General features: G+C 61.5%; 17 protein-coding genes and 2 pseudogenes. 13 read left to right on the top strand and 6 right to left on the bottom strand.

The annotated features are described in order from the left end of the window. Window position 1: 1 nt before the first annotated feature. Both JTY93_RS08725 and mnmC read right to left on the bottom strand, forming a co-directional pair. Entirely contained in the window at window positions 2-1,774 is a 1,773-nt protein-coding gene (locus JTY93_RS08725; protein ID WP_205478822.1) for an N-acetylglutaminylglutamine amidotransferase, read from the bottom strand. A gap of 248 nt (window positions 1,775-2,022) precedes the next feature. Then, window positions 2,023-4,026 (bottom strand): bifunctional tRNA (5-methylaminomethyl-2-thiouridine)(34)-methyltransferase MnmC2/FAD-dependent 5-carboxymethylaminomethyl-2-thiouridine(34) oxidoreductase MnmC1, encoded by a 2,004-nt coding sequence (gene mnmC, locus JTY93_RS08730; protein ID WP_205478829.1) that lies wholly within the window; start codon window positions 4,024-4,026, stop codon window positions 2,023-2,025. 208 nt (window positions 4,027-4,234) lie between these two features. Between mnmC and JTY93_RS28955 the strand changes: the two genes are divergently transcribed. From JTY93_RS28955 to JTY93_RS08750, 5 genes and pseudogenes are all read left to right on the top strand, one after another. Beyond that, entirely contained in the window at window positions 4,235-6,958 is a 2,724-nt protein-coding gene (locus JTY93_RS28955; protein ID WP_240357278.1) for a dermonecrotic toxin domain-containing protein, read from the top strand. Window positions 6,959-7,002: 44 nt separating this feature from the next. Continuing rightward, on the top strand, window positions 7,003-9,075 hold the full coding sequence (locus tag JTY93_RS28960) for an NEL-type E3 ubiquitin ligase domain-containing protein (RefSeq protein ID WP_240357279.1): 2,073 nt from the start codon (window positions 7,003-7,005) through the stop codon (window positions 9,073-9,075). A gap of 102 nt (window positions 9,076-9,177) precedes the next feature. Further along, window positions 9,178-10,692 carry a polyphosphate:AMP phosphotransferase gene (gene pap / locus JTY93_RS08740; RefSeq protein WP_205478834.1) on the top strand — a complete coding sequence of 505 codons (1,515 nt, stop codon included), beginning with the start codon at window positions 9,178-9,180 and terminating at the stop codon, window positions 10,690-10,692. Window positions 10,693-10,796: 104 nt separating this feature from the next. Further along, window positions 10,797-11,982 (top strand): annotated as a pseudogene (locus tag JTY93_RS08745) (thiolase family protein). Window positions 11,983-12,172: 190 nt separating this feature from the next. Further along, window positions 12,173-13,135, top strand: a complete 963-nt coding sequence (locus tag JTY93_RS08750) for a DMT family transporter (RefSeq protein ID WP_205480042.1) — start codon at window positions 12,173-12,175, stop codon at window positions 13,133-13,135. Between the two features lie 9 nt (window positions 13,136-13,144). Here JTY93_RS08750 and JTY93_RS08755 read toward each other — a convergent pair whose 3' ends face one another. Continuing rightward, window positions 13,145-14,533 (bottom strand): class II fumarate hydratase, encoded by a 1,389-nt coding sequence (locus JTY93_RS08755; RefSeq protein ID WP_205480039.1) that lies wholly within the window; start codon window positions 14,531-14,533, stop codon window positions 13,145-13,147. Between the two features lie 194 nt (window positions 14,534-14,727). On the opposite strand from JTY93_RS08755, the gene JTY93_RS08760 reads away from it, so the two are divergent. The 8 genes and pseudogenes from JTY93_RS08760 to JTY93_RS08790 all read left to right on the top strand — a co-directional run bounded on the left by JTY93_RS08760 (window position 14,728) and on the right by JTY93_RS08790 (window position 22,554). Beyond that, window positions 14,728-15,249 carry a DUF2059 domain-containing protein gene (locus tag JTY93_RS08760; RefSeq protein WP_205480037.1) on the top strand — a complete coding sequence of 174 codons (522 nt, stop codon included), beginning with the start codon at window positions 14,728-14,730 and terminating at the stop codon, window positions 15,247-15,249. A gap of 12 nt (window positions 15,250-15,261) precedes the next feature. Beyond that, the gene (locus JTY93_RS08765; protein ID WP_029298730.1) at window positions 15,262-15,555 is read left to right on the top strand and encodes a BolA family protein; all 294 of its coding nucleotides are present in this window, start codon (window positions 15,262-15,264) and stop codon (window positions 15,553-15,555) included. A gap of 31 nt (window positions 15,556-15,586) precedes the next feature. Further along, window positions 15,587-15,676: pseudogene (locus JTY93_RS28965) on the top strand (outer membrane lipoprotein carrier protein LolA); the annotation flags it as partial. 103 nt (window positions 15,677-15,779) lie between these two features. After that, window positions 15,780-16,721 carry an oxygen-dependent tRNA uridine(34) hydroxylase TrhO gene (gene trhO, locus JTY93_RS08770; protein ID WP_205518992.1) on the top strand — a complete coding sequence of 314 codons (942 nt, stop codon included), beginning with the start codon at window positions 15,780-15,782 and terminating at the stop codon, window positions 16,719-16,721. A gap of 36 nt (window positions 16,722-16,757) precedes the next feature. Further along, the gene (locus tag JTY93_RS08775) at window positions 16,758-17,360 is read left to right on the top strand and encodes a DsbA family protein (protein WP_205480055.1); all 603 of its coding nucleotides are present in this window, start codon (window positions 16,758-16,760) and stop codon (window positions 17,358-17,360) included. Beyond that, a complete protein-coding gene (locus JTY93_RS08780) occupies window positions 17,290-19,158 on the top strand; it encodes an ABC transporter ATP-binding protein (protein ID WP_240344633.1) in 1,869 nt (622 codons plus the stop codon). The genes JTY93_RS08775 and JTY93_RS08780 overlap by 71 nt, the downstream gene beginning before the upstream one ends. A 95-nt stretch (window positions 19,159-19,253) precedes the next feature. Continuing rightward, complete coding sequence (locus JTY93_RS08785; RefSeq protein ID WP_205480023.1) at window positions 19,254-21,716, top strand: EAL domain-containing protein; 2,463 nt, start codon at window positions 19,254-19,256, stop codon at window positions 21,714-21,716. A gap of 79 nt (window positions 21,717-21,795) precedes the next feature. Continuing rightward, the gene (locus tag JTY93_RS08790; protein WP_178120359.1) at window positions 21,796-22,554 is read left to right on the top strand and encodes an iron-containing redox enzyme family protein; all 759 of its coding nucleotides are present in this window, start codon (window positions 21,796-21,798) and stop codon (window positions 22,552-22,554) included. A gap of 22 nt (window positions 22,555-22,576) precedes the next feature. Here the strand turns inward: JTY93_RS08790 and JTY93_RS08795 are convergent, their stop codons facing one another. The 3 genes from JTY93_RS08795 to mupP all read right to left on the bottom strand — a co-directional run bounded on the left by JTY93_RS08795 (window position 22,577) and on the right by mupP (window position 25,576). Continuing rightward, window positions 22,577-23,503 carry a GGDEF domain-containing protein gene (locus JTY93_RS08795; RefSeq protein ID WP_205480021.1) on the bottom strand — a complete coding sequence of 309 codons (927 nt, stop codon included), beginning with the start codon at window positions 23,501-23,503 and terminating at the stop codon, window positions 22,577-22,579. A 506-nt stretch (window positions 23,504-24,009) separates the two neighbouring features. Beyond that, window positions 24,010-24,750, bottom strand: coding sequence for a YciK family oxidoreductase (locus tag JTY93_RS08800; protein ID WP_169996613.1), 741 nt, complete (start codon window positions 24,748-24,750; stop codon window positions 24,010-24,012). Between the two features lie 154 nt (window positions 24,751-24,904). Next, on the bottom strand, window positions 24,905-25,576 hold the full coding sequence (gene mupP / locus JTY93_RS08805) for an N-acetylmuramic acid 6-phosphate phosphatase MupP (RefSeq protein WP_205480582.1): 672 nt from the start codon (window positions 25,574-25,576) through the stop codon (window positions 24,905-24,907). Between the last annotated feature and the right edge of the window lie 2 nt (window positions 25,577-25,578).

The raw sequence follows: 25,578 nt of genomic DNA on the forward strand, positions 1-25,578 counted from the left end.
ATCAGATTCCTTGTTCGCTGAGCCACAGGTTCAGCGCTGCCAATTGCCACAGCTTGGAGCCGCGCAGCGGCGTCAGTTGGCCTTGGGGATCGGTGAGCAGGCGGTCGAGCATCGCCGGGTTGAACAGGCCGCGATCCTGGCTCGGGTCCAGCAGCAGGTCGCGTACCCAATTGAGGGTATCGCCCTGCAAGTGCTTGAGCCCGGGTACTGGGAAGTAGCCTTTCTTGCGGTCGATGACCTCGCTGGGGATGACCCGGCGCGCGGCTTCCTTGAGCACTTGCTTGCCGCCGTCCGGCAGCTTGAATTTGCCCGGCACCCGGGCCGACAACTCCACCAGGCGGTAGTCGAGAAATGGCGTACGCGCTTCCAGGCCCCAGGCCATGGTCATGTTGTCCACGCGCTTGACCGGGTCGTCCACCAACATCACCGTGCTGTCCAGGCGCAAGGCCTTATCCACAGCGGCATCGGCACCCGGCTGTGCGAAATGTTCGCGCACGAAGTCGCCGGCGGCGTCATTGGCGGTCAGCCATTGCGGCGCGACAGTGGCGGCGTAGTCGTCGTAGCTGCGATCAAAAAACGCATCGCGATAGGCGGCGTAAGGGTCGCTCGCACCGTCCACCTGTGGGTACCAGTGGTAACCGGCGAACAACTCATCGGCGCCCTGGCCGCTTTGCACCACCTTGCAATGCTTGGCCACTTCCCGAGACAGCAGGTAGAAGGCGATGCAGTCATGGCTGACCATCGGTTCGCTCATGGCGCGGAACGCGGCCGGCAATTGCTCGATGATCTCGCTTTCGGCGATGCGCAATTGGTGATGCTGGGTGCCGTAGTGTTTGGCGATCAGGTCCGAATATTGGAACTCGTCGCCACGTTCGCCGCCGGCATCTTCAAAACCGATGGAGAAGGTCGACAAGTCCTGCACGCCCACTTCCCGCAACAGGCCCACGAGCATGCTCGAATCGACCCCGCCCGAGAGCAGCACGCCCACATCCACCGCGGCCCGTTGACGGATCGCCACGGCTTCGCGGGTGCTGTCGAGCACGCGGTCGGTCCAGTCTTCCAGGGTCAGGTTCTTTTCATCCTCATGGGGGCCGTAGGGCAGGGTCCACCAGGTTTTCTGCTCGGTAGTGCCGTTGGCGTCGATCCGCATCCAACTGGCGGGCGGCAGTTTTTCGATACCCGCCAGCAACGTGCGCGGCGCGGGCACCACGGCATGGAAATTCAGGTAGTGGTTGAGCGCCACCGGGTCGAGGATCGGGTTGATATCGCCGCCTTTGAGCAGCGCCGGCAACGCCGAGGCAAAGCGCAGGCGCTGGCCGGTGCGCGACAGGTACAAGGGTTTCACGCCCAGGCGGTCTCGGGCGATGAACAAGCGTTGGCTGTCGCGCTCCCAGATAGCGAAGGCAAACATGCCGTTGAGCTTGGGCAGCAGGGCTTCGCCCCAGGCGTGGTAGCCCTTGAGCAGCACTTCGGTATCGCCACCGGAATAGAACGCGTAACCCAGGGCTTCGAGTTCGCTGCGCAATTCGGGGAAGTTGTAGATCGCGCCGTTGAAGGCCAGGGACAGGCCCAACTGGGCATCGACCATCGGTTGGGCCGAGCCATCCGACAGGTCCATGATTTTCAGGCGCCGATGGCCCAGGGCAATCGGCCCTTGGGCATGGAAACCCCAGGCGTCGGGGCCGCGAGGGGCTAAGTGATGGGTGATGCGCTCAATGGCTGCCAGGTCGGCAGGTTGGGCATCGAAACGTAATTCTCCAGCTAATCCGCACATAAATTCCTTACCGGTTTTTCCGTTGGGGAGGGATAAAAGCGCACGCGCCAATACGGCGGGTACCCAGAGACTGACCCCATGCGTGTTGCGGGAGTTTTAGAACAATGCGTTATAAGGCAAATGGCCTGTGCGTCGATAAGGAGCGTTGCAGGTGACACCGACACGCGATCAAACCCCGGCGCGCCGAGTTGGAACGCCTCAGCGAGGAGGCGTTGAAATACCAGGAGTTGATCGGCTGGGGTTTGCCGTCAGTTTGAATGATCGCGCTTGAGGGTATTGCTGCGCACCAGGGTGCGTAAGGCAAAGCGATTCGGGTGGCAGGCTTCGGCCACGCTTCGGGGCAAGGGCAACGGCTCATTGTCGAGCCAGGCGGCCAGTAGCTCGGCGCTCAGCGGTGCGGTAATCAGGCCCCGGGAGCCATGGCCGCTGTTGACATACAAACCGTCCATCCAAGGGCAGGCAACGTCCGGCGTCTGGCGTGCATCCTTGCGCAGCGCCGCGTAGGCGTCGGCGAATGCCGGGCTGTCGGCCAGCGGCCCGACAATCGGCAGGTAATCGGGGCTGGTGCAGCGAAAGGCCGCGCGGCCTTGCAGGCTGTCCGGGGCGAGGGTCGACGCCTGCAGGCGCGCAGCCAGGTCGGGCGAGATCGCCTCCAGCAGTTCGAGGTTGCCCGCATGGTCGGCGGCAGTGGGGGTCAGGTCACAGCTTTTGAAGTCGAAGCTGGCCCCCAATGTGTGTTCGCCCTGGCGCGCCGGTGCCACGTAGCCTTCGGCGCACACCACCGTGGCCAGGGTTTGGCTGGTGTCGGTCTGTGGCACGCGGGTGATTTGCCCGCGAATGCGTTTGAGGGGCAACTCGGCGCCCGCCGCAAAAGCCTTGACCTCGGCGGCCCCGGCGAGCACCACCACCGCTGCGCTGGCCAGCAACTGTTGGCCATTCCAGGCCTGCCACTGGTCACCGACCTTGCGCAGGTCCAGCGCATGATGATGGGTCAGGACCTCGACGCCTGGCTGGTGCGCCTGCCAATCGCAGAGTGCGGGTGGATGGACCCAGCCGCCTTCGGGATAAAACAATCCACCTGATCCAAGGCCGATACCCGCCCGTGCCTGCGCCTGCTGTTGATCCAGCTGATGCACCAGCTGTGGGTCGAAGGCCGCCGCCAACTGCGCCTGGCGCTCGGCTTCCTTGGCGTTGAAGGCCAGTTGCAGGACTCCGCAGTTGTCCCAGTCGACCCCGCGCTGCAGGTGTTGCAGCAGGCGCCGGGTATGCCCGAAACCACTGACAATCAGTTGCGACAGCGCGGTACCGTGGGCGGACAGCTTGAGGTACAGCACGCCTTGCGGATTGCCCGAGGCTTCTTGCGCCAGGCCGGCGTGGCGTTCCAGCAGGCTGACCTGCCAACCGCGTGCCGCCAGGCTGGCCGCTGTGGTGCAACCGGCCAGGCCGCCGCCGATCACCAGGGCGCGGCGCTCGCCGGTGTAGGCCGGCGGACGGGCAAACCAGGGCTTGATGGCTGTGGGTGGCGGTGTTTCAGCCGGCCAACCGAGGAATTCACCCCGCAGGATTTCCCACTTGTGGCCGATGCCCGGCGTGCGTTTCATCTTGAACCCGGCGCCATTGAGCAGGCGACGTACCCAGCCGGTGCTGGTGAAGGTGCTGATGGTCGAGCCCGGTGCCGCCAGCCGCGCCAGTTCGGCGAACAGCTCGGCGGTCCACATGTCGGGGTTTTTCGCCGGGGCAAACCCGTCGAGGAACCACGCATCGACCTGCGCGTCCAGTTGCGGCAGTTGCTCCAGGGCATCGCCAATCAACAGCGTCAGGGTCACGCGGCCCGCGTCCAGCACCAGGCGCTGGAAACCCTGGTGAATGGCAATGTATTGCGCCAGCAGTTGCTCGGCCCAGGGCTGGAGTTCCGGCCATAGGGCCAAGGCCCGCTGCAGGTCGGTGTGGCTCAGGGGGTACTTCTCCACACTGACAAAATGCAGGCGGGCGCCGGGTGCGGCGTGCTGGTCAAACAACTGCCAGGCACACAGGAAGTTCAGCCCGGTACCAAAGCCCGTCTCACCAATCACCAGTCGCCCACCCGCGGGCAGCGCGGCAAAGCGCTGTTGCAGATGGTTCTGTTCAAGGAACACATAACGGGTTTCGTCCAGGCCCGACTGATCGGAGAAATACACGTCGTCGAAGACCCGCGAGCGCGGGCGTCCCTGGTCGTCCCAGTCAAGCTGGGCATTTGGCGATACGGGGTTCATGGGCAACTCGGCAAAGACAAGGCGGCCATTCTAGCCGATCACGGGAGCGGCGGCCGATCCACGCCGGCCTGTGGTGGTAGCCCGCTGCTGTTTGCACGCAAAAAATGCCTGCAATGACCCCGGTATCGATCAACTATCTGCGTAAATTCAATGGCTTGCGTCGGGTTATGGTGAATGGCTGATTAACGGGCAATAAAGGACATTGCGCATGCCGGACCAGGATGATTTGACCAAGACATGTACTCAATTGACCCAGCGCCAGTTGCAAGCCGCGTTGCTGGAAATCACCAACGACCTGCCCAAGGCCGAGGTCCTGCAAAAGCGCCTGCCGGGCTGGATGCTGAACGCTCCCAAAGGGGTGTTGGAGGCGCTGGAGCGCGATGCTGCGCAGATTGACGAGGCGAGGGCCGCAGTCGCAGGCCGCTTGCGCCCGTTGCGGTCACTGGATGAATTTTGCAGTGCGCAGTTGAAGGCCTACTGCCAGAGGCACTGGCAGGTCACGGTCGAGCCGCAGAAGGACCTGTTTGTGCGGGCTTTCTACGAATACCAGAAAGACGTCCTGCCGCTGGAATATGTCCGCAGTACCAAGCTGGAGCAGCAGACCCTGCTGCACATGGCCCTGCAGAACTTTACCGAGGAGGAAACACAAGACGCGCATTTTGCGCCGCAGTCGCGGCTGCAATTGGGCTCAGCCCTGCGTGGGGTGAGCCCTGTCTCAGTGCAGGCGTTTGCCAAGGGCTGCCGGGACCTTGATGTAGGGCGCTTGTATCAGCAGCACATCAGTGACGTGTTCAACCTCGACGTTGGTGAGCCCGGCGATGACGCCTATTTCAATGGCGTGGCGCTCGATATCGGTTGGATGAAAACCCTGGACATGAAAATCGACGCGCACATGGCCTGCATGCGCGGCGATATCACCCACCAGACCTATGGCCTGTTATGCACCCTGCTGGATCGCAAGATGGACCCGGTGCAGGCCAGGGGCCTGTTGTTTCAAGGGCGCCAGGTCATCTGGCAGGGCTTGAGTGCGCTGGATTGCTGCCTGTGGAGCGTGGTGGTGTTTTCTGGCCGGCCGATTGCCGATTACCCGCAGGAGCCCTGTGTGGTGTACATGCCCAATGAGCCGGGGCGACCTTTTTTTGAGTACCCCTCGCTCAACGACTTCAAGGTCTATCTGGATCTGAAGCTGGAAGTGCGCACCTACCGCACGTTTTTCACCGCTTACCTGGGCGAAATAGACCGGGTCGGTTTTTTCCGGCACTTTGACCAGCGCCGCACCCTGGGCGTGCTGGAGGCCAGGCCCATCACCACTAGCCTGGCGCAGCACTTTTTCGCCACCTATGCGGGCAAATTGCAGATCGACGCCCGGACCTTGGCGGTCCCAGTGGCGGATGTGGATGAAGAGGTGCGCAAACAGCGCCTGCTGGACTATCTGGACGCCGGGCTGACGCTGCTCAACCTCGCTGGGTTTGTGGTCCCGGCATTGGGCCTGTTGATGACCAGCGTGGCGGTGGGGCAGATGCTCGGCGAGGTGTATGACGGCATTGAAGATTGGCGCCGTGGCGACCAGGAAGAAGCGCTCAAACAATTGGTTGCCGTGGCGCAGGACATTACTTCAATGGTGTTGTTCGCCGCGGGGGCCAAGGTGGTGGGCAAGGTCTTCAAGCGCGCCCGACAAAGCTATGCCGATTACTTCAAGACGCTGGAAGCGGTGCGCTCCAACGACGGGCAGCCACGCCTGTGGCGGCCAGACCTCGGGCAGTATTCCCACGATCAACACCTGATCGACGAGGTGGCTGCCGACGCGCAAGGCGTCTACCAGGTGGGCGCGCGCTCATACGTCAAAGTCGGCGACAACCTGCATCAGGTGACCTACGAGCCCCAGCAGGGCGTGTGGCGGGCCAATCACCGCACGCGGCAGGCGGCCTATCGTCCGGTGATGTTGCACAACGGCGAGGGGGCCTGGCGCTTTGCGTTCGAGGATCCTGACGAGTGGGAAGACCAGGACTATCTGTTTTCCCGTCTGGAGCCGAGCAGTCGCCACCCTGCGCTGGACTCGCGCAAGCTGCGGCTGGTCAAGGACATCATCGATAAGCCCCACCGCTGGGGGTATCACCTGGCGCACGAGTGCCTGCCCTTTCCGGCGCGCTTTCGTGATCTGTACGAGCGTTTCAGGCTGGAGCAGTCGATCCGCGATCTGGTCTGGCTATTGGAGCGTGGCGCTTACCTCAATGGGCAAAGTGCGGCTACCCAGATGCACGCTTTGCCGCTGCTGCCGGGTTGGCCCGAGGGCCATTATTTCGAGGTATTGGATGCCCAGGGTAGCGTCACGGCGCGTTATCCCGCCGCCGGCCCGTTTGATGCCGCAGGGCGCTTGAGCATCGACGCGCAGGCGGTGGCTCAGGGGCGGGTATTTGATGTGCTGCTGGCTGGCCTGGATACGCAACACAAGGCTGCACTATTGGGTGAGGGGGTGGCCGCCAATGACGAGCACGGGGCGCTGGCGCGTCAATTGCTCGCCCACCTCAAGGCTGATCGCAAACCGTTGTTTGAACAGCTGTATCAGGCCTACGACGGGCCGCTGCCCCAGGAGTGGGCAGCGCTGCGCCAGGCCTACCCGCAACTGCCCACCCGGGTGATGCGCGAGCTCATGGCCCAGGTGTCCTCCTTGGAGCGTCAAGCCCTGCGGGACAATCAGCGGGTGCCCATGGCCCTGGCAGAGTCGGCGCGCGTGACCCTTGAGACACAGCGCCTGGATCGTGCCCTGGCCGGTTTCGAGCAGCCGGAGTTGGCGGGTCTCGACACCCAGTGCGTGGCGGTACGCATGCTGCCGGGCCTCGAAGGCTGGGATAGCGCACTGCAATTGGAGTTGCGTCAGGATTCGCCCACCGGGCCGCTGTTGGCCCTGGGGGGCGAGGGCGGGCGCGAGTGAGCGTCGGGTGGTGGTCAGTTCGGCGGCGGGGTTTGCGCCATTCGATGCCCACGGCGTCAGCATGGGGGCCGGCCCAAGCCGGTTCCGACGGGCTGTTCGAGGCAATCATGCACACGCTCTCGGCTACCCAGCGCAGCGCCCTGGAGTTGCCGCTCAATCCTGGCGAAAGCGGCTGGAGACTGCGCCGCCGGGTGGCTGCCCGGGCGCAGAGCGAGCGTGGGGTGGCGGGTGAAGCCTTTTCCGATCAGGCCAGCGAGCCCCGAGCGCTGGAGGTCCCCTGCCGCCTGGCGGATTCACCGACCAGCCCTTTGGCGCTGCGCTCGCCACTGGTGGGCAAGGTGCAGAAAATTTATCCCCTGTTCAGTGATGTCCAGGCCGCAGAGTTGTTGCGCAGCCTGGGGACCGACGCCCTGGCCCAGGCCAAGGCCGTTGCCCGCCTGCAGGCTGACCTGGAGCACCTGCGCACGATCCTCAAACACTGGAAGAACAACGTCGGTGATCTGGAGGCGCAGCCGGGCATGGCTGATGTGCGCCAGAGCCGCCAGCAAGTGGCCGAGCGGATTGAAGCCTGCTGGCGCCGCCAGAGCTTTGTCCTCGATGATCAACAAGTGCCCGTGCCGGGGTTGGTATTGGATGGCATGCGCGTGGGCGCCTTGCCGAACCTGGCCGCCGAGATCCGCTTCGACCATGTGCGGCACCTGTCCCTGAAAAACATGCGCCTGGGTGATGACGTGGCGTATTTCCTCAAGTGCTTCAAGGGCGTGCGGCGCCTGAATCTGGACCGCAACCGCCTGACCCGGCTTCCGGAATACCTCTCGCGCATGCCCGAACTCAACAGCCTGTGTTTGCCCCACAATCAGTTGGCGCTGACTGAGTACACCCGGCGCAAACTGGCGGACATGAGCACCTTGTGTCTGTTGGACTTGAGCCACAACCCCATCGAGTCGCATCTGGATGTGAGCAACATGCGCGACTTGCATACCCTGTTGCTGGAGGACGCCAAGCTGGTGGACCTGCCCACCGGGATCGCACGCCTGGCCCATTTGGAGCAGGTCGACCTGCGCAGCAACTGGATCACTGTATTGCCCGACTGGTTGTTCGCGTCGACACGCAGGTTCAGCCAGGCGATCAATCTGGGGGGCAACCCCTTGTCCTCGACGACAATGACCGCGTTGATTCGTTACCGCGATGAAGTGGGCATTGGCATGGGCTATGTGGAGGACGATCAGTCACGCTTCACTGAGCTGAAGGCCAGGCGCACCTGGCTGCCAGACGAGGTGGCGGCGGCCGATGCCAGCAAGCGGGCGATCTGGGCCAACCTGCGCGACGATCCGGAATCGATGCCACTGATGACGTTGTTGGCGCAACTCTCCGGCGCCGCCGACAGCCGTTACGTGCGCGAGGACATGACCCGGCGGGTCTGGGAAGTCCTGCAGGCGACCCATGACAGCGTCGAGTTGCGCGAGCAGGTGTTTCAACTGGTGGCCCATCCGGCGAACTGTGTCGATGGCGCGACAGAGATTTTCAGCCAGGTCGAAGTGCTCAAGGCCGTGGCGAACGCCACGCGCCAGGCCAGTCGAGGGCAAGGCAACTCCGGGGTGCTGCTGACCCTGGGGCGCGGTTTGTTTCGCCTCAGTGAACTGGAAAAGATTGCGGCCACTTACGCCGCCGAACATGCCAGCGAAGATCCGCTGGAGGTCAGCCTGGCGTATCGGGTCGGCCTGGCGAAGATCCTGCAGTTGCCGGGGCAACCCAAGCACATGCGCTACGCGTCATTGGCGGACTTGACCAGCGAGAACCTGGAGCAGGCGCATGAGCAAGTCCTCAGCGCCGAACTGTCACCGTTGTTTTTGCGGTTTATTGCCCAGCTGTCGTTCTGGAAGGCCCACCTCAAACAGCAGTTTCCCAAGACATTCAGCCGCGCAGCCGAGCCGTTTGATGAACAGCAGCAGGCGCTTTTCGAGAACAGCCAGAATCTCACCGACGGTCAATACCTGGCGCAAATGGAAGCCCTGCGCGCGCCGCGCAGGCAGGCGATCAACGAGATGATGGAGCGCCTGACCCAGCAGATGATGAAGCATCAGGACCTGGACATCTGCCATCTGCCGGAAGACTAGCTGGCAGGGGTGCGGATTGATCCACGGCAAGCCCTATGGAATTGCTTGCCCGCCGCGAAGCCCAATCCGCTAGTCTTGATCCATCTTGGAAGGGAGTCGCCCATGTTCGAATCCGCAGAAATCGGTCACGCCGTCGATAAAGACATTTACGACGCAGAAGTCCCGGCATTGCGTGAAGCCTTGCTGGAGGCTCAGTTTGAGTTGCACCAGCAGGGACGCTTCCCCGTGATCGTCCTGATCAATGGCGTTGAAGGCGCCGGCAAGGGCGAAACGGTCAAGCTGCTCAACGAATGGATGGACCCGCGTCTGATCGAAGTGCGTACCTTCGACCAGCAGACCGACGAAGAACTGGCGCGCCCGCCGGCCTGGCGCTATTGGCGGCAATTGCCGGGCAAGGGGCGCATGGGGGTGTTCTTCGGCAACTGGTACAGCCAGATGTTGCAGGCGCGGGTCCATGGGCAGATCAAGGGTGCGCGACTGGACCAGGCTATCGCCGGGGCCGAACGCCTGGAGCAGATGCTCTGCGATGAAGGCGCGCTGATCTTCAAGTTCTGGTTCCATCTGTCCAAGAAACAAATGAAGGCACGGCTCAAGGCCTTGCAGGACGATCCGCTGCACAGCTGGCGCATCAGCCCGCTGGACTGGCAGCAGTCCGAGACCTACGACAAGTTCGTGCATTTTGGTGAGCGCGTGCTGCGCCGCACCAGCCGGGACTACGCGCCCTGGCATGTGATCGAAGGCGTCGATGCCAATTACCGTGGGCTGACGGTGGGCAAGATCTTGCTGGAGGGCCTGCAAAATGCCCTGAAGGTGCCAAAAACCAAGGTCAGCGGTATTCATCCGGCGCCATTGCCATCATCGGTGGACCAGATGAGCCTGCTCGACAGCCTGGACATGACCCAGCGCCTGGAGAAGGACGATTACGAAGAGCAACTGATTACCGAACAGGCACGGCTCTCGGGCTTGATGCGCGACAAGCGCATGCGCAAGCACGCGCTGATCACCGTATTCGAAGGTAACGACGCGGCGGGCAAGGGCGGGGCGATACGCCGGGTAGCGGCGGCGCTGGACCCGCGCCAATACCGCATCGTACCGATTGCCGCGCCCACCGAAGACGAACGGGCCCAGCCGTACCTGTGGCGTTTCTGGAGGCAGATCCCGGCGCGGGGCATGTTCACCGTGTTTGACCGCTCTTGGTATGGCCGGGTGTTGGTGGAACGAATCGAAGGCTTCTGCAGCACGGCGGACTGGATGCGGGCCTACGCCGAGATCAACGATTTCGAGGAGCAACTGCGCGACGCCGGGGTGATCGTGGTCAAGTTCTGGCTGGCCATCGACAAGGACACCCAGTTGGAGCGCTTCCAGGCGCGCGAAGAAATCCCCTTCAAGCGCTTCAAAATCACCGAAGACGATTGGCGCAACCGCGACAAGTGGGATGCCTACCGGGCAGCGGTGGGCGACATGGTGGACCGCACCAGCACCGAGATCGCCCCCTGGACCCTGGTTGAGGCCAACGACAAGCGCTGGGCGCGGGTCAAGGTATTGCGCACCATCAACCTGGCGCTGGAAGAGGCGTTCGCCAAGTCCGATAAACACGACAAGAAGAAGGGCAAGTAGGAACGCCATGCTTTTGCATACGCCAGGTGAATGATCGTCGCGATCGCCAGGCGCTGGATCTATCCTCGATCTGTCTCCCAACAACCACAAGATCGAGGTAGCCCATGCGTGAAGTAGTGATCGTCGACAGCGTGCGAACCGGCCTGGCCAAGTCCTTTCGCGGCAAGTTCAACCAGACCCGCCCCGATGACATGGCCGCGCATTGTGTCAACGCCCTGTTGACCCGCAACGGCATCGACCCCAGCAGCGTCGAGGATTGCATCGTCGGCGCTGGCTCCAACGAAGGCGCCCAGGGCTACAACATCGGCCGCAACGTGGCAGTGCTGTCGCGCCTTGGCACTGGCACCGCCGGCATGACCCTCAACCGTTTCTGTTCTTCGGGGCTGCAGGCGATTGCCATCGCGGCGAACCAGATTGCCTCGGGTTGCAGCGACATCATTGTTGCCGGTGGCGTCGAGTCCATCAGCCTGACCATGAAAAGCGTGAATACCGACAACCTGATCAACCCATTGCTCAAGGAGCAGGTGCCGGGCATTTATTTCCCCATGGGCCAGACCGCCGAAATTGTCGCTCGGCGCTATAACGTCAGCCGCGAGGAGCAGGACCTGTACGCCCTGCAAAGCCAGCAGCGCACCGCCCAGGCCCAGGCTGACGGGCTGTTCGATGATGAAATCGTAGCCATGGCGGTCAAGTACAAGGTCGAGGATAAAAACACCGGCGAGGTACAGATTCTTGATGGCGTGGTCGATCGCGACGATTGCAACCGCCCAGACACCACCCTGGCCAGCCTCAGCGGGCTCAAGCCGGTGTTTGCCGAGGATGGCTCGGTGACGGCAGGCAATTCCTCGCAATTGTCTGACGGCGCATCGATGACCCTGGTGATGAGCCTGGAAAAAGCCCTGGAACTGGGGCTCAAGCCCAAGGCGTTTTTCCGAGGGTTTACCGTGGCCGGTTGCGAGCCGGACGAGATGGGCATCGGCCCGGTGTTCTCGGTGCCCAAATTGCTCAAGGCCCGTGGCCTGCAAGTGGCGGATATTGACCTGTGGGAACTCAACGAGGCGTTTGCTTCGCAGTGCCTGTATGCGCGTAATCGCCTGGAAATCGACAATGCCAAATACAACGTCAACGGTGGCTCGATCTCCATTGGCCATCCGTTCGGCATGACCGGTTCGCGGCAGGTCGGGCATCTGGTGCGTGAGCTGCAGCGGCGTGATTTGCGCTACGGTATCGTCACCATGTGCGTCGGTGGTGGGATGGGGGGCGACCGGGTTGTTCGAAGCCGTGCGCTGATCTATAAAACACCGAAGATCAAATGTGGGAGCGGGCTTGCTCGCGAAAGCGGTGGGTCAGTTGGTAAATATCTGACTGACCCACCGCTTTCGCGAGCAAGCCCGCTCCCACATTTTTGATTGGCGCTTACCTCAATCACCTCGCATCCCCATAGAATGCATCCCTCACTCCTCTGGCTCTTGGGGCACTCATGCACATCTCTTCCGGCCGCTGGGTCTACGGTTTATCCCTGACCCTGCTGACCGCGCTGCTCTGGGGCATTCTGCCGATCAAGCTCAAGCAGGTCTTGCAGGTAATGGACCCGATCACCGTGACCTGGTTTCGCCTGATGGTGTCCGGCACTTGCCTGTTCATTTACCTGGCCGCCGTCAAGCGTCTGCCCAGCCCGAAAGTCCTGGGCAAGCGCGGTGGCTGGCTGGTGGCGATGGCGGTATGCGGACTGGTGGGCAACTACGTGCTCTATCTGGTCGGGCTGAAGATGTTGAGCCCCGGCACCGCGCAACTGGTGGTGCAGATGGGGCCGATCTTCCTGATGATTGCCAGCGTGTTCCTGTTCAAGGAGCGTTTCAGCCTGGGGCAGGGCGTAGGCCTGCTGGTGTTGATCATCGGTTTTGCGCTGTTCTTCAACCAGCGCCTGGCAGAGTTGTTGACGTCCCTGGGGACCTACACCGCCGGGGTGTTGACGATTCTGCTGGCAACCACTATCTGGGTGTTCTACGCCTTGGGCCAGAAGCAGTTGTTGACGGTGTGGAATTCCCTGCAGGTGATGATGGTGATCTACCTGTGCTGCGCATTTCTCCTGCTGCCGTGGGTGCATCCCATGGCAGCGCTGCAACTGAGCCCCTTGCAAGGCTGGCTGTTGCTGGCGTGCTGTTTCAATACCCTGATTGCCTACGGCGCTTTTGCCGAGGCCTTGGCCCATTGGGAGGCTTCGCGGGTCAGCGCGACCCTGGCGATCACGCCGTTGGTGACGTTCGTGGCGGTGGCGATTGCGGCCTGGCTGTGGCCCGACTATGTGCACGCCGAGCAGATCAATGGCCTTGGCTACGGTGGCGCGGTACTGGTGGTGCTGGGATCGGCATCGGTGGCGTTGGCCCCGTCCTTGATCGCCGGGCTCAAGGCCCGGCGTGCAAGGTTGATACAACCCCTGTAGGAGAGGGGATCAGTGCCCGGCTTCGAGCATGTTTTCCGGGCGTACCCACTGGTCGAACTCGGCATCGGTGAGGTAGCCCAACTCCAGCGCCGCTTCGCGCAGTGTCAGCCCTTGGGCATAGGCTTTCTTGGCAATCTCTGCCGACTTGTCATAACCGATATGCGGGTTTAGCGCCGTCACCAGCATCAGGCCGCGCTCCAGGTGTTCGGCCATTTGCTCGGCGTCGGGCTCAAGGCCGGCGATGCAATGTTCCTGGAAGTTGCGGCAGCCGTCGGCGAGCAAGCGGATCGACTCCAGCAGGTTGTGGATAATCACCGGCTTGTACACGTTCAACTGCAAATGCCCCTGGCTTGCGGCAATGCCGATGGTCACGTCATTGCCCAGTACCTGGCAGGCCAGCATCGACAGGGCTTCGCACTGGGTCGGGTTGACCTTGCCGGGCATGATCGAACTGCCCGGCTCATTGGCCGGCAGGCGCACTTCAGCCAACCCGGCGCGTGGGCCCGAGCCCAGCAGGCGCAGGTCGTTGGCGATTTTCATCAAGGCCACGGCCAGGGTCTTCAGGGCGCCAGACAGGGTGGTCAGCGGCTCATGGCCCGACAGCGCGGCGAATTTGTTGGGTGCGGTGACAAACGGCAACCCGGACAACGCGGCAATTTCTGCGGCAATTGCCTCACCAAAGCCATGGGGCGAGTTCAGGCCGGTGCCGACTGCTGTGCCGCCTTGTGCCAGTTCGTAGACGGCGGGCAGGGCACTGCGAATGGCGCGCTCGGCATAATCGAGTTGCGCAATAAACGCCGAGACTTCCTGGCCGAAGGTGATGGGCGTGGCGTCCATCATGTGGGTGCGGCCGGTCTTGACCAGCTTCATATGGCGCGCCGACAGCTCGGCCAGCCCACCGGACAGCTCGCGCAGCGCCGGCAGCAACTGCTCATGCACCGCCTGCACGGTGGCAATGCTCATGGCGGTGGGGAAGCTGTCGTTGGAACTCTGGGAGCGGTTGACGTGATCGTTGGGGTGCACCGGGCTCTTGCCACCACGGGGCTTGCCCGATAGTTCATTGGCGCGGCCGGCGATCACCTCGTTGGCGTTCATGTTGCTCTGGGTACCGCTGCCGGTCTGCCAGACCACCAACGGGAACTGGTCATCATGCTTGCCGTCGAGTACTTCGTCGGCGGCCTGTTCGATCAGGCGGGCGATGTCGGCGGGCAGGTCGCCATTGCGATCGTTGACCCGCGCCGCAGCTTTCTTGATCAGGGCCAGGGCGTGCAGGACGGCCAGTGGCATGCGTTGCTCGCCGATGGCGAAATTGACCAGTGAACGCTGGGTCTGTGCGCCCCAGTAAGCGTCATCCGGGACTTGTACTTCACCCAGGCTGTCGGTTTCGATACGGCTCATCGCGGTGACTCTCCTTGTAGTCGGTTTGCGCAGTTTAGGCCCTGGAGGCACGCTTGGGTTCCATAAAAGCCATTTCATCGGGCAATCCCCCGCAAAACCAGGCCCGACAAGGCGTGGGGTTGAGTACCGGCGTTTTTTAGGCGCAGAATGGTCGCCCTTGGGGTCTTACCTCGCCTGCTAGAAAAGGAAATTCGATGACTCGTCTTCGTGCCATCTGTACCGCGGTTGCCCTGGTATGTGCCAGCGGCCAGGTTTTTGCCGATACCGCCAGCCACAACGCCAGTGCCGAAGCCTTCCTGACCCTGGCTCACGCAGACAAGCTCGGCACCCCGGTGTACATGCAAGTGCAGCAAATGTTCGCCCAGCGCTTCGAGCAGACCAAAGCGCCTGCCGCCAAGCAGACCGTGCTGGACACCTACCAGGCCAAGGCCAACGCCGCCCTGGACCAGGCCATTGGCTGGAACAAGCTCAAGCCGGACATGGTCAAGCTGTATACCAGCAACTTCAGTGAGTCAGAACTCAAGGACCTGGTTGCCTTCTACAAATCGCCACTGGGCAAGAAAGTCCTGGAGAAAATGCCGCAACTGACCCAGCAATCGGCCCAACTGACCCAGGCCAAGCTGGAAAGCGCGGTACCGGTCGTGAACAAGCTGTTGGAAGACATGACCAACGAATTGGCTCCGGCGAAAAAAGCCGCCGCGCCTGCCAAGAAGTAAGTGGAGCCAGGAATGACCATGCAACAGCGCATCGAGACGGCACTTGCCGCCCTGAGCCCGGAACACGTGAGTGTGCTGGACGAAAGCCATATGCACAGCCGTGGATTGCAGACGCACTTCAAGGCAGTGCTGGTCAGCCAGCAGTTCGACGGGCTCAACCGCGTCAAGCGCCACCAGAAGGTCTACGCCACGTTGGGTGACCTGATGGGCGAGTTCCATGCGCTGGCACTGCATACCTACACGCCTGAAGAATGGGCGAAAATCGACGCAGCGCCGGCCTCGCCGACCTGCGCCGGCGGACATTGATCGGTAATGCTCAACCTCTGTAGGAGCGAGCTTGCTCGCGAAGATCGTTAACGATGACGCGCGCATTCTGAAAGCACGCGGTGTTCTGAGGTTTTTCGCGAGCAAGCTCGCTCCTACAGTTCGGGGTTTATCCCTGATAGAATCCGCAACGCGCCGCTCAGTCGGCGCGTTTTTTTTGCATCCGGTTCACCCTTTGCGAGGGTAGCCACCTGGAGAGAACACCCATGACACAACCCATCGTCGTGGCGGCACTGTATAAGTTCGTCACCCTCGAAGATTACGTCGCCCTGCGCGAGCCCCTGTTGCAGGCCATGGTCGACAACGGTATCAAGGGCACCTTGCTGATCGCCGAAGAAGGCATCAACGGCACCGTTTCCGGCAGTCGCGAAGGCATTGATGGCCTGATGGCCTGGCTGAAGAACGACCCACGCATGGTCGATATCGACCACAAAGAGTCGTACTGCGATGAGCAGCCGTTCTACCGCACCAAGGTCAAGCTGAAAAAAGAGATCGTGACCCTGGGCGTCGAAGGCGTCGACCCCAACAAGAAAGTCGGTACCTACGTTGATCCACAAGACTGGAACGCCCTGATCAGCGATCCGGAAGTGCTGTTGATCGACACCCGTAACGACTATGAAGTATCGATCGGCACCTTTGAAGGCGCGATCGACCCGAAGACCACCAGTTTTCGCGAATTTCCCGACTACATCAAAGCCAACTTCGACCCGACCAAACACAAGAAAGTCGCCATGTTCTGCACCGGCGGCATTCGCTGTGAAAAGGCCTCCAGCTACATGCTCAGCGAAGGCTTCGATGAGGTGTATCACCTCAAGGGCGGCATCCTCAAGTACCTCGAAGAGGTGCCCCAGGAGCAAACCAAATGGCAGGGCGACTGTTTTGTTTTCGATAACCGCGTGACCGTGCGCCACGACTTGAGCGAAGGTGACTACGATCAATGTCATGCCTGCCGCACACCGGTTAGCGTAGAGGACCGCGCATCCGAGCATTACGTGGCCGGCATCAGTTGCCCGCATTGCTGGGATAAGCTGTCCGAGAAGACCCGTCGCAGTGCGATCGACCGCCAGAAGCAGATCGAACTGGCCAAGGCCCGCAATATGCCGCACCCGATTGGTTACAACTACAAGCAATCATCCACCGAGGCTTGAACCATGTCCGCGCGCCTGCTCTATGTAATGGACCCGATGTGTTCCTGGTGCTGGGGTTTTGCCCCGGTGGCCAAGGCCCTGGTTGAGCAGGCCCAGGCGGCTGGCGTGGAATTGCACCTGGTGGTCGGCGGTTTGCGCACCGGCAGTGGCTCGGCACTGGAGCCGGCCACCCGGCGCTATATCCTGGAACACTGGCAGGCGGTGACTGAAGCCACTGGCCAGCCGTTCCGCCTGGAGGGCGCCTTGCCTGACGGCTTTGTATATGACACGGAGCCGGCATGCCGGGCGCTCGTGACGGCTCGCGGTTTGGCGCCCGATTGTGCGTGGAACCTGCTGGGGCTGATCCAGCAGGCATTTTACGTCGAGGGTCGCGATGTGACCCGCGCCAGTGTGTTGGTGGAACTGGCCGAGACCGCCGGAGTGCCGCGTATCGAGTTTGCCGAGGCCTTTGATCGCGCCGAACAACATGCCGCCACGGCCGCCGATTTCACTTGGGTTCAGGACCTGGGCATCGCCGGTTTCCCTACCTTGTTGGCCGAGCGCAATGGCCAATTGGCCTTGTTGACCAATGGCTACCAGCCGCTGTCCGAGCTGTCGCCGTTGCTCGGTCGCTGGCTGGAGCGAGCCGCCTGTGGCTGATCAACCCGCCGTACGCGTTGATCGGCTGACCTGGGCAGAAATCCGCCGCCTGGCCCTGCGTCATAAAAAAGACCTGTGGATCGCCAATGGTGTCGCCGTTCTGGCGACCCTGTGCAGCGTACCGATTCCCTTGCTCCTGCCGTTGCTGGTGGACGAGGTGTTGCTGGGCAATGGCGATGCCGCACTGAAGGTGATGAACCACGCGTTGCCAGCACCCTGGCAGCAGGCCGCAGGCTATATCGGCCTGATGCTGCTGATCACTCTGGTGCTGCGTTGCGCGGCGCTGGTGTTCAACGTGGTCCAGGCGCGCCTGTTTGCCGGGCTGGCCAAGGATATTGTCTACCGCATCCGCGTGCGGTTGATCGAACGGCTCAAGCGCATTTCCCTGAGTGAATACGAAAGCCTGGGCGGCGGTACCGTGACCACGCACCTGGTGACCGACTTGGACACTGTGGACAAGTTTGTCGGTGAAACCTTGAGCCGCTTCCTGGTGGCCATGCTGACCCTGGTCGGCACCTCCGGCATCCTGATGTGGATGCACTGGAAGCTGGCGCTGTTGATCCTGCTGTTCAACCCATTGGTGATCTATGCCACGGTGCAGTTGGGCAAGCGGGTCAAGCACCTGAAGAAGCTGGAAAACGACAGCACCTCGCGGTTCACCCAGGCCCTCACGGAAACCCTGGATGCCATCCAGGAAGTGCGCGCCGGCAATCGCCAGGGCTTCTTCCTCGGGCGCCTGGGGCAGCGAGCCCAGGAAGTGCGCGACTTTGCCATCAACTCCCAGTGGAAAAGCGATGCCTCCAGCCGCGCCAGTGGCCTGTTGTTCCAGTTTGGTATCGATATTTTCCGTGCGGCGGCGATGCTCACGGTGCTGTTTTCCGACCTGTCCATCGGCCAGATGCTCGCGGTGTTCAGCTACCTGTGGTTCATGATCGGCCCGGTGGAACAACTGCTGAACCTGCAGTACGCCTACTACGCCGCTGGCGGTGCGCTGACGCGCATCAACGAACTGCTGGCCCGAGCTGACGAGCCGCAATATGCCGGGGGCGAGGATCCGTTTACCGGGCGCGAAACCGTGGGCATCGAAGTACGGGGCCTGGATTTCGGCTACGGCGAAGACCTGGTGCTCAACCAGTTGAACCTGGCCATTGCCCCCGGCGAAAAGGTTGCGATCGTCGGGGCCAGTGGCGGCGGTAAAAGTACCCTGGTGCAACTGCTACTGGGGCTCTACACCCCGCAAGCGGGGACGATCAGCTTCGGCGGCGCGACCCAGCAGGCGATTGGCCTGGAAACCATCCGCGAGCATGTCGCGGTGGTGCTGCAGCATCCGGCGCTGTTCAACGACACCGTGCGCGCCAACCTCACCATGGGCCGCGAGCGCACTGACCAGGCCTGTTGGCAGGCCCTTGAAATTGCCCAGCTGGATGCTACGGTCAAAGGGTTGCCCCAGGGCCTGGACAGTGTTGTCGGGCGTTCGGGCGTGCGTCTGTCCGGTGGCCAGCGCCAACGTTTGGCGATTGCCCGGATGGTGCTGGCCGAGCCAAAAGTGGTGATTCTCGACGAAGCCACCTCGGCCCTGGATGCGGCTACCGAGTACAACCTGCACCAGGCCCTGGCGCGGTTTCTCAGTGGGCGTACTACACTGATCATTGCGCACCGTTTGTCGGCGGTGAAGCAGGCTGATAGGGTGTTAGTGTTTGACGGTGGGCACATCGCCGAAGATGGCGACCACCAGCAACTGATAGCCGATGGCGGCTTGTACGCCAAGCTTTATGGACACTTGCAACAAGTTCGCTGAATCGATCCCGGCTCCGGCCCTGAAGGGGTCGTGTTTGGCCTCGGCTGTGCTGTCAGGAGCAGTTTTTACTCGCCTGTGCTCAAGCAAGGGATCTCATGAAGCAGAAGCGAACTCTCGGAACACCCCGTTTGCTCGGTATTGTCTGGCCTTTTATTGCCGTTGTGCTGTTCCAGGCACTGCTGGGCTGCGTCAGTCTTTACATGCTGTCGGCTGTGCGTGGCTACGTGGCGGGCGAGAGCCTGTGGTCCAAGGGCCAGAAAGACGCCATCTACTACCTGACCCTGTACGCCGACAACCGCGACCAGGCGACCTTTCTCAAATACCAGAATGCCATTGCCGTACCCCAGGGCGGGCACGAGCTGCGTATCGCCCTGGATCGCTCCAGTCCTGATCTGGCGGCGGCGCGCCAGGGGATCCTCAAGGGCGGCAACCATCCTGATGATGTGTCGAGCCTGATCTGGCTGTATCTCAACTTTCGCCATTTCAGCTACTTGGAAAAAGCCATCGAACTGTGGACCGTCGGTGACAGCTACCTGGTGCAACTTGATGAGCTGGCGCAGGAGATGCACCGGCAAATCATCGCCAATCGGGTCAGTGGTGCCGATATCCATGCCTGGAAAGACCGCATCATCGCCATCAACGATGGGGTGACACCCGCGGCCAAGGCCTTCAGCGACGCCTTGGGTGAAGGCTCCAGAGTGATTCTGCGCCTGTTGCTGATCACCAACCTGGCCACCGCCTTGGGGCTGATCGCCTTGGCGTTGCTGCGCACGCGCAAGCTGTTGGCCCAGCGTCATGCGTTTGCCGATGCCTTGCAATTGGAGAAGGAGCGGGCGCAGATCACCCTGGAGTCCATCGGCGATGGGGTGATCACCACCGATGTCGACGGGGCTATCGCGTATATGAACCCGGCGGCGGAATCCCTGACCCACTGGAACGCGGCCCAGGCCCAAGGCTTGCCGTTGGCCGCGTTGTTCAATTTGCTGGATGAGCACGCCCAGGTCGACGGGTTTACCCTGATCGACCATATTCTTGACGGCCAACTCAGCGGTGGCAGCGAACACTCCAAGCTGATCCAGCGCCTGGATGGCAGCACCGTTTCCGTGACCCTGGTGGGCGCACCGATCCGCAGCGCTGGCAAGGTCAGCGGTGCGGTGTTGGTGTTGCACGACATGACTCAGGAGCGCCAGTACATTGCCAATCTGTCCTGGCAGGCGACCCATGATGCGTTGACCGGGCTGGCCAACCGGCGTGAATTTGAATATCGCCTTGAGCAGGTGCTGCATGGCATCGGGCGCCAGCAGTCGGCGCGTCATGCCTTGATGTTCCTGGATCTGGACCAGTTCAAGCTGGTCAACGACACCTGTGGCCATGCGGCGGGCGATGAACTGTTGCGGCATATCTGCGCCTTGCTGCAATCGGACCTGCGCGAAGGCGATATCCTGGCCCGCCTTGGGGGGGATGAGTTTGGCATCTTGCTGGAGAACTGCCCGGCGCCGGTGGCCGAGAAGATCGCCGAGAGCCTGCGACATACCGTACAAAACTTGCACTTTGTCTGGAAAGGTCGACCGTTTGTCACCACGGTCAGTATCGGTCTGGTGCATATCTCGCACACACCGACCACCCTGGAGACTTCATTGCGTGCCGCGGATATGGCCTGCTATATGGCCAAGGAGAAGGGGCGCAACCGGGTGCAGGTCTATCATGCCGATGACACCGAACTGTCCTTGCGCTTTGGCGAAATGGCCTGGATCCAGCGCCTGCACATGGCCCTGGAAGAGGACCGTTTCTGCCTGTATGCCCAGGAAATCGCGCCCCTGGGTCACACCGAGGCGGGTGCCGGGCATATCGAGATTCTGTTGCGCCTGCACGACGAGGCGGGGCGGATCATTTTGCCTGACAGCTTTATCCCGGCCGCCGAACGCTACGGGTTAATGACCTCCCTGGACCGCTGGGTGGTGGAGAACGTGTTCAAGTTGATTGCCCGTTGCATGCTTGAGCGACCCGGCAGGCCCATGGCGATGTGTGCGATCAACCTGTCGGGCATCACCATCGGCGATGATGATTTCCTGAGCTTCCTGCGGGAGAAATTCAGTGCCTATGGCATTCCACCGGGCATGATCTGTTTTGAAATCACCGAAACCAGCGCAATTTCCAATTTGGGTAGCGCGATTCGTTTTATCAATGAGCTCAAGGCCTTGGGTTGCTGCTTCTCCCTGGATGACTTTTGTGCCGGAATGTCCTCATTCGCCTACCTCAAACATTTACCTGTAGACTTCCTGAAGATCGATGGAAGTTTCGTAAAGGATATGCTGGACGACCCGATTAACCGCGCCATGGTCGAAGTGATCAATCACATCGGCCATGTCATGGGTAAACGCACTATTGCTGAGTTTGTCGAAACGCCGCACATCGAGCAGGCATTGCTCGAGATTGGCGTTGACTACGCTCAGGGCTACCTGATTGAGCGCCCGCAATTGTTTACCTGCGATAGTTTGCAATGTCGACCTGCGCGCCCGCAGCCTCTGTTATTCAAGGCGCCCGGCACGTTCCGCTGAAACATCTGCTGGTCTGTACACATCACAAATCAAAAGGAGCCCGACAGTGATCGACACATTCAGCAGAACCGGCCCGCTTATGGAAGCCTCAAGTTACCCCGCCTGGGCTCAGCAATTGATCCAGGACTGTAGCGAGAGCAAGCGCCGAGTTGTCGAACACGAACTGTACCAGCGCATGCGCGATAACAAGCTCAGTGCCAAGACCATGCGTCAGTACCTGATTGGTGGCTGGCCAGTGGTGGAACAGTTCGCGTTGTACATGGCACAAAACCTGACCAAGACCAAGTTTGCCCGTCATCCAGGGGAGGATATGGCGCGACGTTGGTTGATGCGCAATATTCGCGTGGAACTGAACCATGCCGATTATTGGATGCATTGGGCGCGCGCCCACGGTGTAGGCCTGGAAGAACTGCAGGCGCAAAACGTAGCGCCAGAGCTGCATGCACTGAGTCATTGGTGCTGGCACACCAGTTCGGCCGATTCGTTGATCGTTGCAATTGCCGCCACCAACTACGCCATCGAAGGCGCCACTGGGGAGTGGTCTGCGCTGGTGTGTTCGACGGGCGTGTATGCCGCCGCTTTCCCTGAAGAAGATCGCAAGCGCGCCATGAAGTGGCTGAAGATGCATGCCCAGTACGACGACGCCCACCCGTGGGAAGCGTTGGAGATCATTTGCACCCTGGCGGGCATGAACCCGAGCAAGGCGTTGCAAGTAGAACTGCGCCAGGCTGTGTGCAAAAGCTACGACTACATGTACCTGTTCCTGGAGCGCTGCATGCAACTGGAGAAAACCCCAGTGACCCGCGAGCGCCAGGTGCTGGCGACCAGCGAAGCCTGACCCGGGCATGGCGGGGTAGCGTCTACCCCGCCATTGCCAGGCGGTTGCGGCCTTCGCGCTTGGCCACGTACAAGGCATTGTCGGCCCGGCGCAGCAGGCTCTCGGCAGACTCACCCGCCAGCCAGGTCGCGCAACCCAGGCTCACCGTCAATTCGATACGCGTGGTGTCCGCCCAGTAGTCCTGGGCCTGTGCTGCCTGGCGCAGGCGTTCGCCGACCAGGGTGGCGGCCTCCCGGCTGGTGTTGGAAAGCAGGATCAGGAACTCGTCCCCACCAAACCGAAACACCATATCCACATTGCGCAACTGGCTTTTGATCGAGGCTGCGACGGCCTTGAGCACTTTGTCGCCGGTGGCGTGGCCATGGGTGTCGTTGATGTGCTTGAAGTGATCGATGTCGAGCATCAGCAAGGACAGCGGATGCAGGTGCCGCTTGGCCATTTCGATCTCGCGGCCCAGGGTCTGGTCCATGGCGACGCGGTTGCCAGTCTCGGTCAGTGGATCGCGCAGCGCGGTGCGGGTCGCGGAGCGATACAGCAAGGCATTGCGCATGGGGTAGAGCAGACTGGCCAGCAGCGACTCCAAATTGCCCTGTTCCTCCTCCGTGAAACGCTGGTTGCGGCGAAATACCAACTCTCCCAGGTGCTCGCCCTCGTGGCTGAGGCTGTAGCTCACGGAGTGATGGCCGCGCTGGCCGTATTCCAGGCGCAGGTCGCTGGCTTCATGGCGGTATTGCAGGGCATCCAGGGGCACCAGGCGCTGCACTTCGCGAAAGAACAGGCCAAGGATCCGTTCCGCTTCCAGGCTGGTCTGCAATTGCAGGTTCAGTTGCTGGCGCAGTTGCCCGAGGCTAATGGGGCGCCGTGTGATAAGGGAAGGCTGACCAAAGCCCAGGCGTTGCAATTTGGCACTGTCGAAGTCAATTGCGTTGGTCTGGGTCGGTGTTTTCATAAGCGGGTAGGCCTCTAAGCACTTAATGCTGTCTTACAGGCTCAATGGGAGCGGCCACTGGCGGGCGCCTTACTGTTCCTTCAGCTCCGTAAAACATAGGTAACAGTTTAGTCCGCTTTGCCGGGGGTTATAACCCCTGATCCCATGCCGCACGTCTTTACGTCGTGCCGCCTGTTTCAAGCAAGTTAGAGCGAAAATCGTGCCATTTAATGCGATGTTTTTTATTGCTTATAAAACAAGGGGATGGGATTTACTGCGTATGCACAGTGCTGGGAATTTGGCGCCAGCTCCTGTGGGGGGGGGCTTGTTGTGGCGAGCGGGCTTGTCCCGCGTCGGGTGGCGTAGCCGCCCCAAAACCTGCCGACTCGGTATGTCTGAAACAACTGCGGTGTCTGGGGTGGGGCTGCTACGCAGCCCAGCGCGGGGCAAGCCCGCTCGCCACAGGGTGAGTCGTCAGTTAGAGACGTAGGATTATCCCAGGCAAGCCCGCTCCCGCATTCTGGGGATTACTGCGCGTCGAATGCCTGCCCATTGATCCCCGAGCTATCCGGGCCCATCAGGTACAGGTACACCGGCATGATCTCTTCCGGCAGCGGGTTGTTGGCCGGGTTTTCTCCAGGATAAGCCTGGGCGCGCATGCTGGTGCGGGTGGCGCCTGGGTTGATGCTGTTGGAGCGTACTGCGGCGACGGTGTCGAGTTCGTCGGCCAGGGTTTGCATCAGGCCTTCGGTGGCGAACTTCGATACGCCATAGGCGCCCCAGTAGGCACGACCCTTGCGCCCGACGCTGCTGGAGGTGAACACCACCGACGCGTCCTGGGACAGCTTGAGCAGTGGCAGCAGGGTGGCGGTCAGCATAAACATGGCGTTGACGTTGATATGCATGACGCGCATGAAATTCTCGCCCGACAGTTGTTCGATCGGGGTGCGCGGGCCGATGATCGAAGCGTTGTGCAGCAGTCCGTCGAGATGGCCGAATTCTTTTTCGATCATCGCTGCCAGCTCATCGTATTGATGGGGCAGGGCGGTTTCCAGATTGAATGGGATCACCACCGGTTGCGGGTGGCCGGCGGCTTCGATTTCATCGTAGACCTGGGCCAGGTTGGCTTCGGTCTTGCCCAGCAACAGCACGGTGGCACCGTGGGCGGCATAGGTCTTGGCCGCCGCAGCACCAATCCCGCGACCGGCGCCGGTGACCAGAATGACCCGGTCCTTGAGCAATTCTGGGCGAGCGGAGTAATCAAACATAATCGACCTCAACAAAATTCAGTGGGGCAGCACATATCTGAATGTGGGAGCGGGCTTGCTCGCGAAAGCGTGGTGTCAGTCAACTCTCTAGCAGATGACCCACCGCCTTCGCGAGCAAGCCCGCTCCCACATTAAAGCTTCATTGGTTAGCCATTCAGCAGCTGCAGAGTGCGCTATCGAGCACCTTGCGCAGTTCCAGTGGGTGATCGACCACGACGTCGGCGCCCCAGTTGCGGGCATTATCGTCGGGGTGGATGTAGCCATAGGTGACGGCGGCGGTGCGGGTGCCGGCATCGCGCCCCGACTCGATATCCCGCAGGTCGTCGCCCACGAACAGTACGCTGGCCGGGTCCAGGTCGAGCATCTTGCAGGCCAGGATCAGCGGCTCCGGGTCGGGCTTGCTGTTTTTCACGTGGTCCGGGCAGATCAGCAGCGCCGAGCGTTGGGCTAGGCCCAGTTGCTCCATGATCGGCTCGGCAAAGCGCAGTGGCTTGTTGGTGACCACGCCCCAGATCAGCTTGGACCGTTCGATGTCTTCCAGCAGTTCGGCCATGCCATCAAACAGCTTGCTATGGATCGCGCAACCCTTGAGGTAACGTTCGAGGAACTCCAGGCGCAACGCTTCAAAGCCTGGGGACTCCGGGTCCATGGCAAACGTCACGGCAACCATGGCCCGGGCGCCGCCGGAGACTTCGTCGCGGATATGCTGGTCGTTGATCGGCGCAAGCCCGCGTTCGGTGCGCATGGCCTGGCAGATGGCGATAAAGTCCGGCGCGGTATCGAGCAGCGTACCGTCCATGTCGAAAAGAACCGCTTTCAACTTCACAG

It is taken from the genome of Pseudomonas hygromyciniae (assembly GCF_016925675.1).
Taxonomy (GTDB): Bacteria; Pseudomonadota; Gammaproteobacteria; order Pseudomonadales; family Pseudomonadaceae; genus Aquipseudomonas; species Aquipseudomonas hygromyciniae.

Bases quoted from the DNA above. Each gene is read 5' to 3' on its own strand.
- JTY93_RS08800 (WP_169996613.1), bottom strand. From the start codon at position 24,750: ATGTTTGATTACTCCGCTCGCCCAGAATTGCTCAAGGACCGGGTCATT.
- JTY93_RS08725 (WP_205478822.1), bottom strand. From the start codon at position 1,774: ATGTGCGGATTAGCTGGAGAATTACGTTTCGATGCCCAACCTGCCGAC.
- JTY93_RS08795 (WP_205480021.1), bottom strand. From the start codon at position 23,503: ATGAAAACACCGACCCAGACCAACGCAATTGACTTCGACAGTGCCAAA.
- JTY93_RS28960 (WP_240357279.1), top strand. From the start codon at position 7,003: ATGCCCACGGCGTCAGCATGGGGGCCGGCCCAAGCCGGTTCCGACGGG.
- JTY93_RS08760 (WP_205480037.1), top strand. From the start codon at position 14,728: ATGACTCGTCTTCGTGCCATCTGTACCGCGGTTGCCCTGGTATGTGCC.
- mnmC (WP_205478829.1), bottom strand. From the start codon at position 4,026: ATGAACCCCGTATCGCCAAATGCCCAGCTTGACTGGGACGACCAGGGA.
- JTY93_RS08750 (WP_205480042.1), top strand. From the start codon at position 12,173: ATGCACATCTCTTCCGGCCGCTGGGTCTACGGTTTATCCCTGACCCTG.
- trhO (WP_205518992.1), top strand. From the start codon at position 15,780: ATGACACAACCCATCGTCGTGGCGGCACTGTATAAGTTCGTCACCCTC.
- JTY93_RS08765 (WP_029298730.1), top strand. From the start codon at position 15,262: ATGACCATGCAACAGCGCATCGAGACGGCACTTGCCGCCCTGAGCCCG.
- JTY93_RS08775 (WP_205480055.1), top strand. From the start codon at position 16,758: ATGTGTTCCTGGTGCTGGGGTTTTGCCCCGGTGGCCAAGGCCCTGGTT.
- pap (WP_205478834.1), top strand. From the start codon at position 9,178: ATGTTCGAATCCGCAGAAATCGGTCACGCCGTCGATAAAGACATTTAC.
- JTY93_RS08780 (WP_240344633.1), top strand. From the start codon at position 17,290: ATGGCTACCAGCCGCTGTCCGAGCTGTCGCCGTTGCTCGGTCGCTGGC.
- JTY93_RS08785 (WP_205480023.1), top strand. From the start codon at position 19,254: ATGAAGCAGAAGCGAACTCTCGGAACACCCCGTTTGCTCGGTATTGTC.
- JTY93_RS28955 (WP_240357278.1), top strand. From the start codon at position 4,235: ATGCCGGACCAGGATGATTTGACCAAGACATGTACTCAATTGACCCAG.
- JTY93_RS08755 (WP_205480039.1), bottom strand. From the start codon at position 14,533: ATGAGCCGTATCGAAACCGACAGCCTGGGTGAAGTACAAGTCCCGGAT.
- JTY93_RS08790 (WP_178120359.1), top strand. From the start codon at position 21,796: ATGGAAGCCTCAAGTTACCCCGCCTGGGCTCAGCAATTGATCCAGGAC.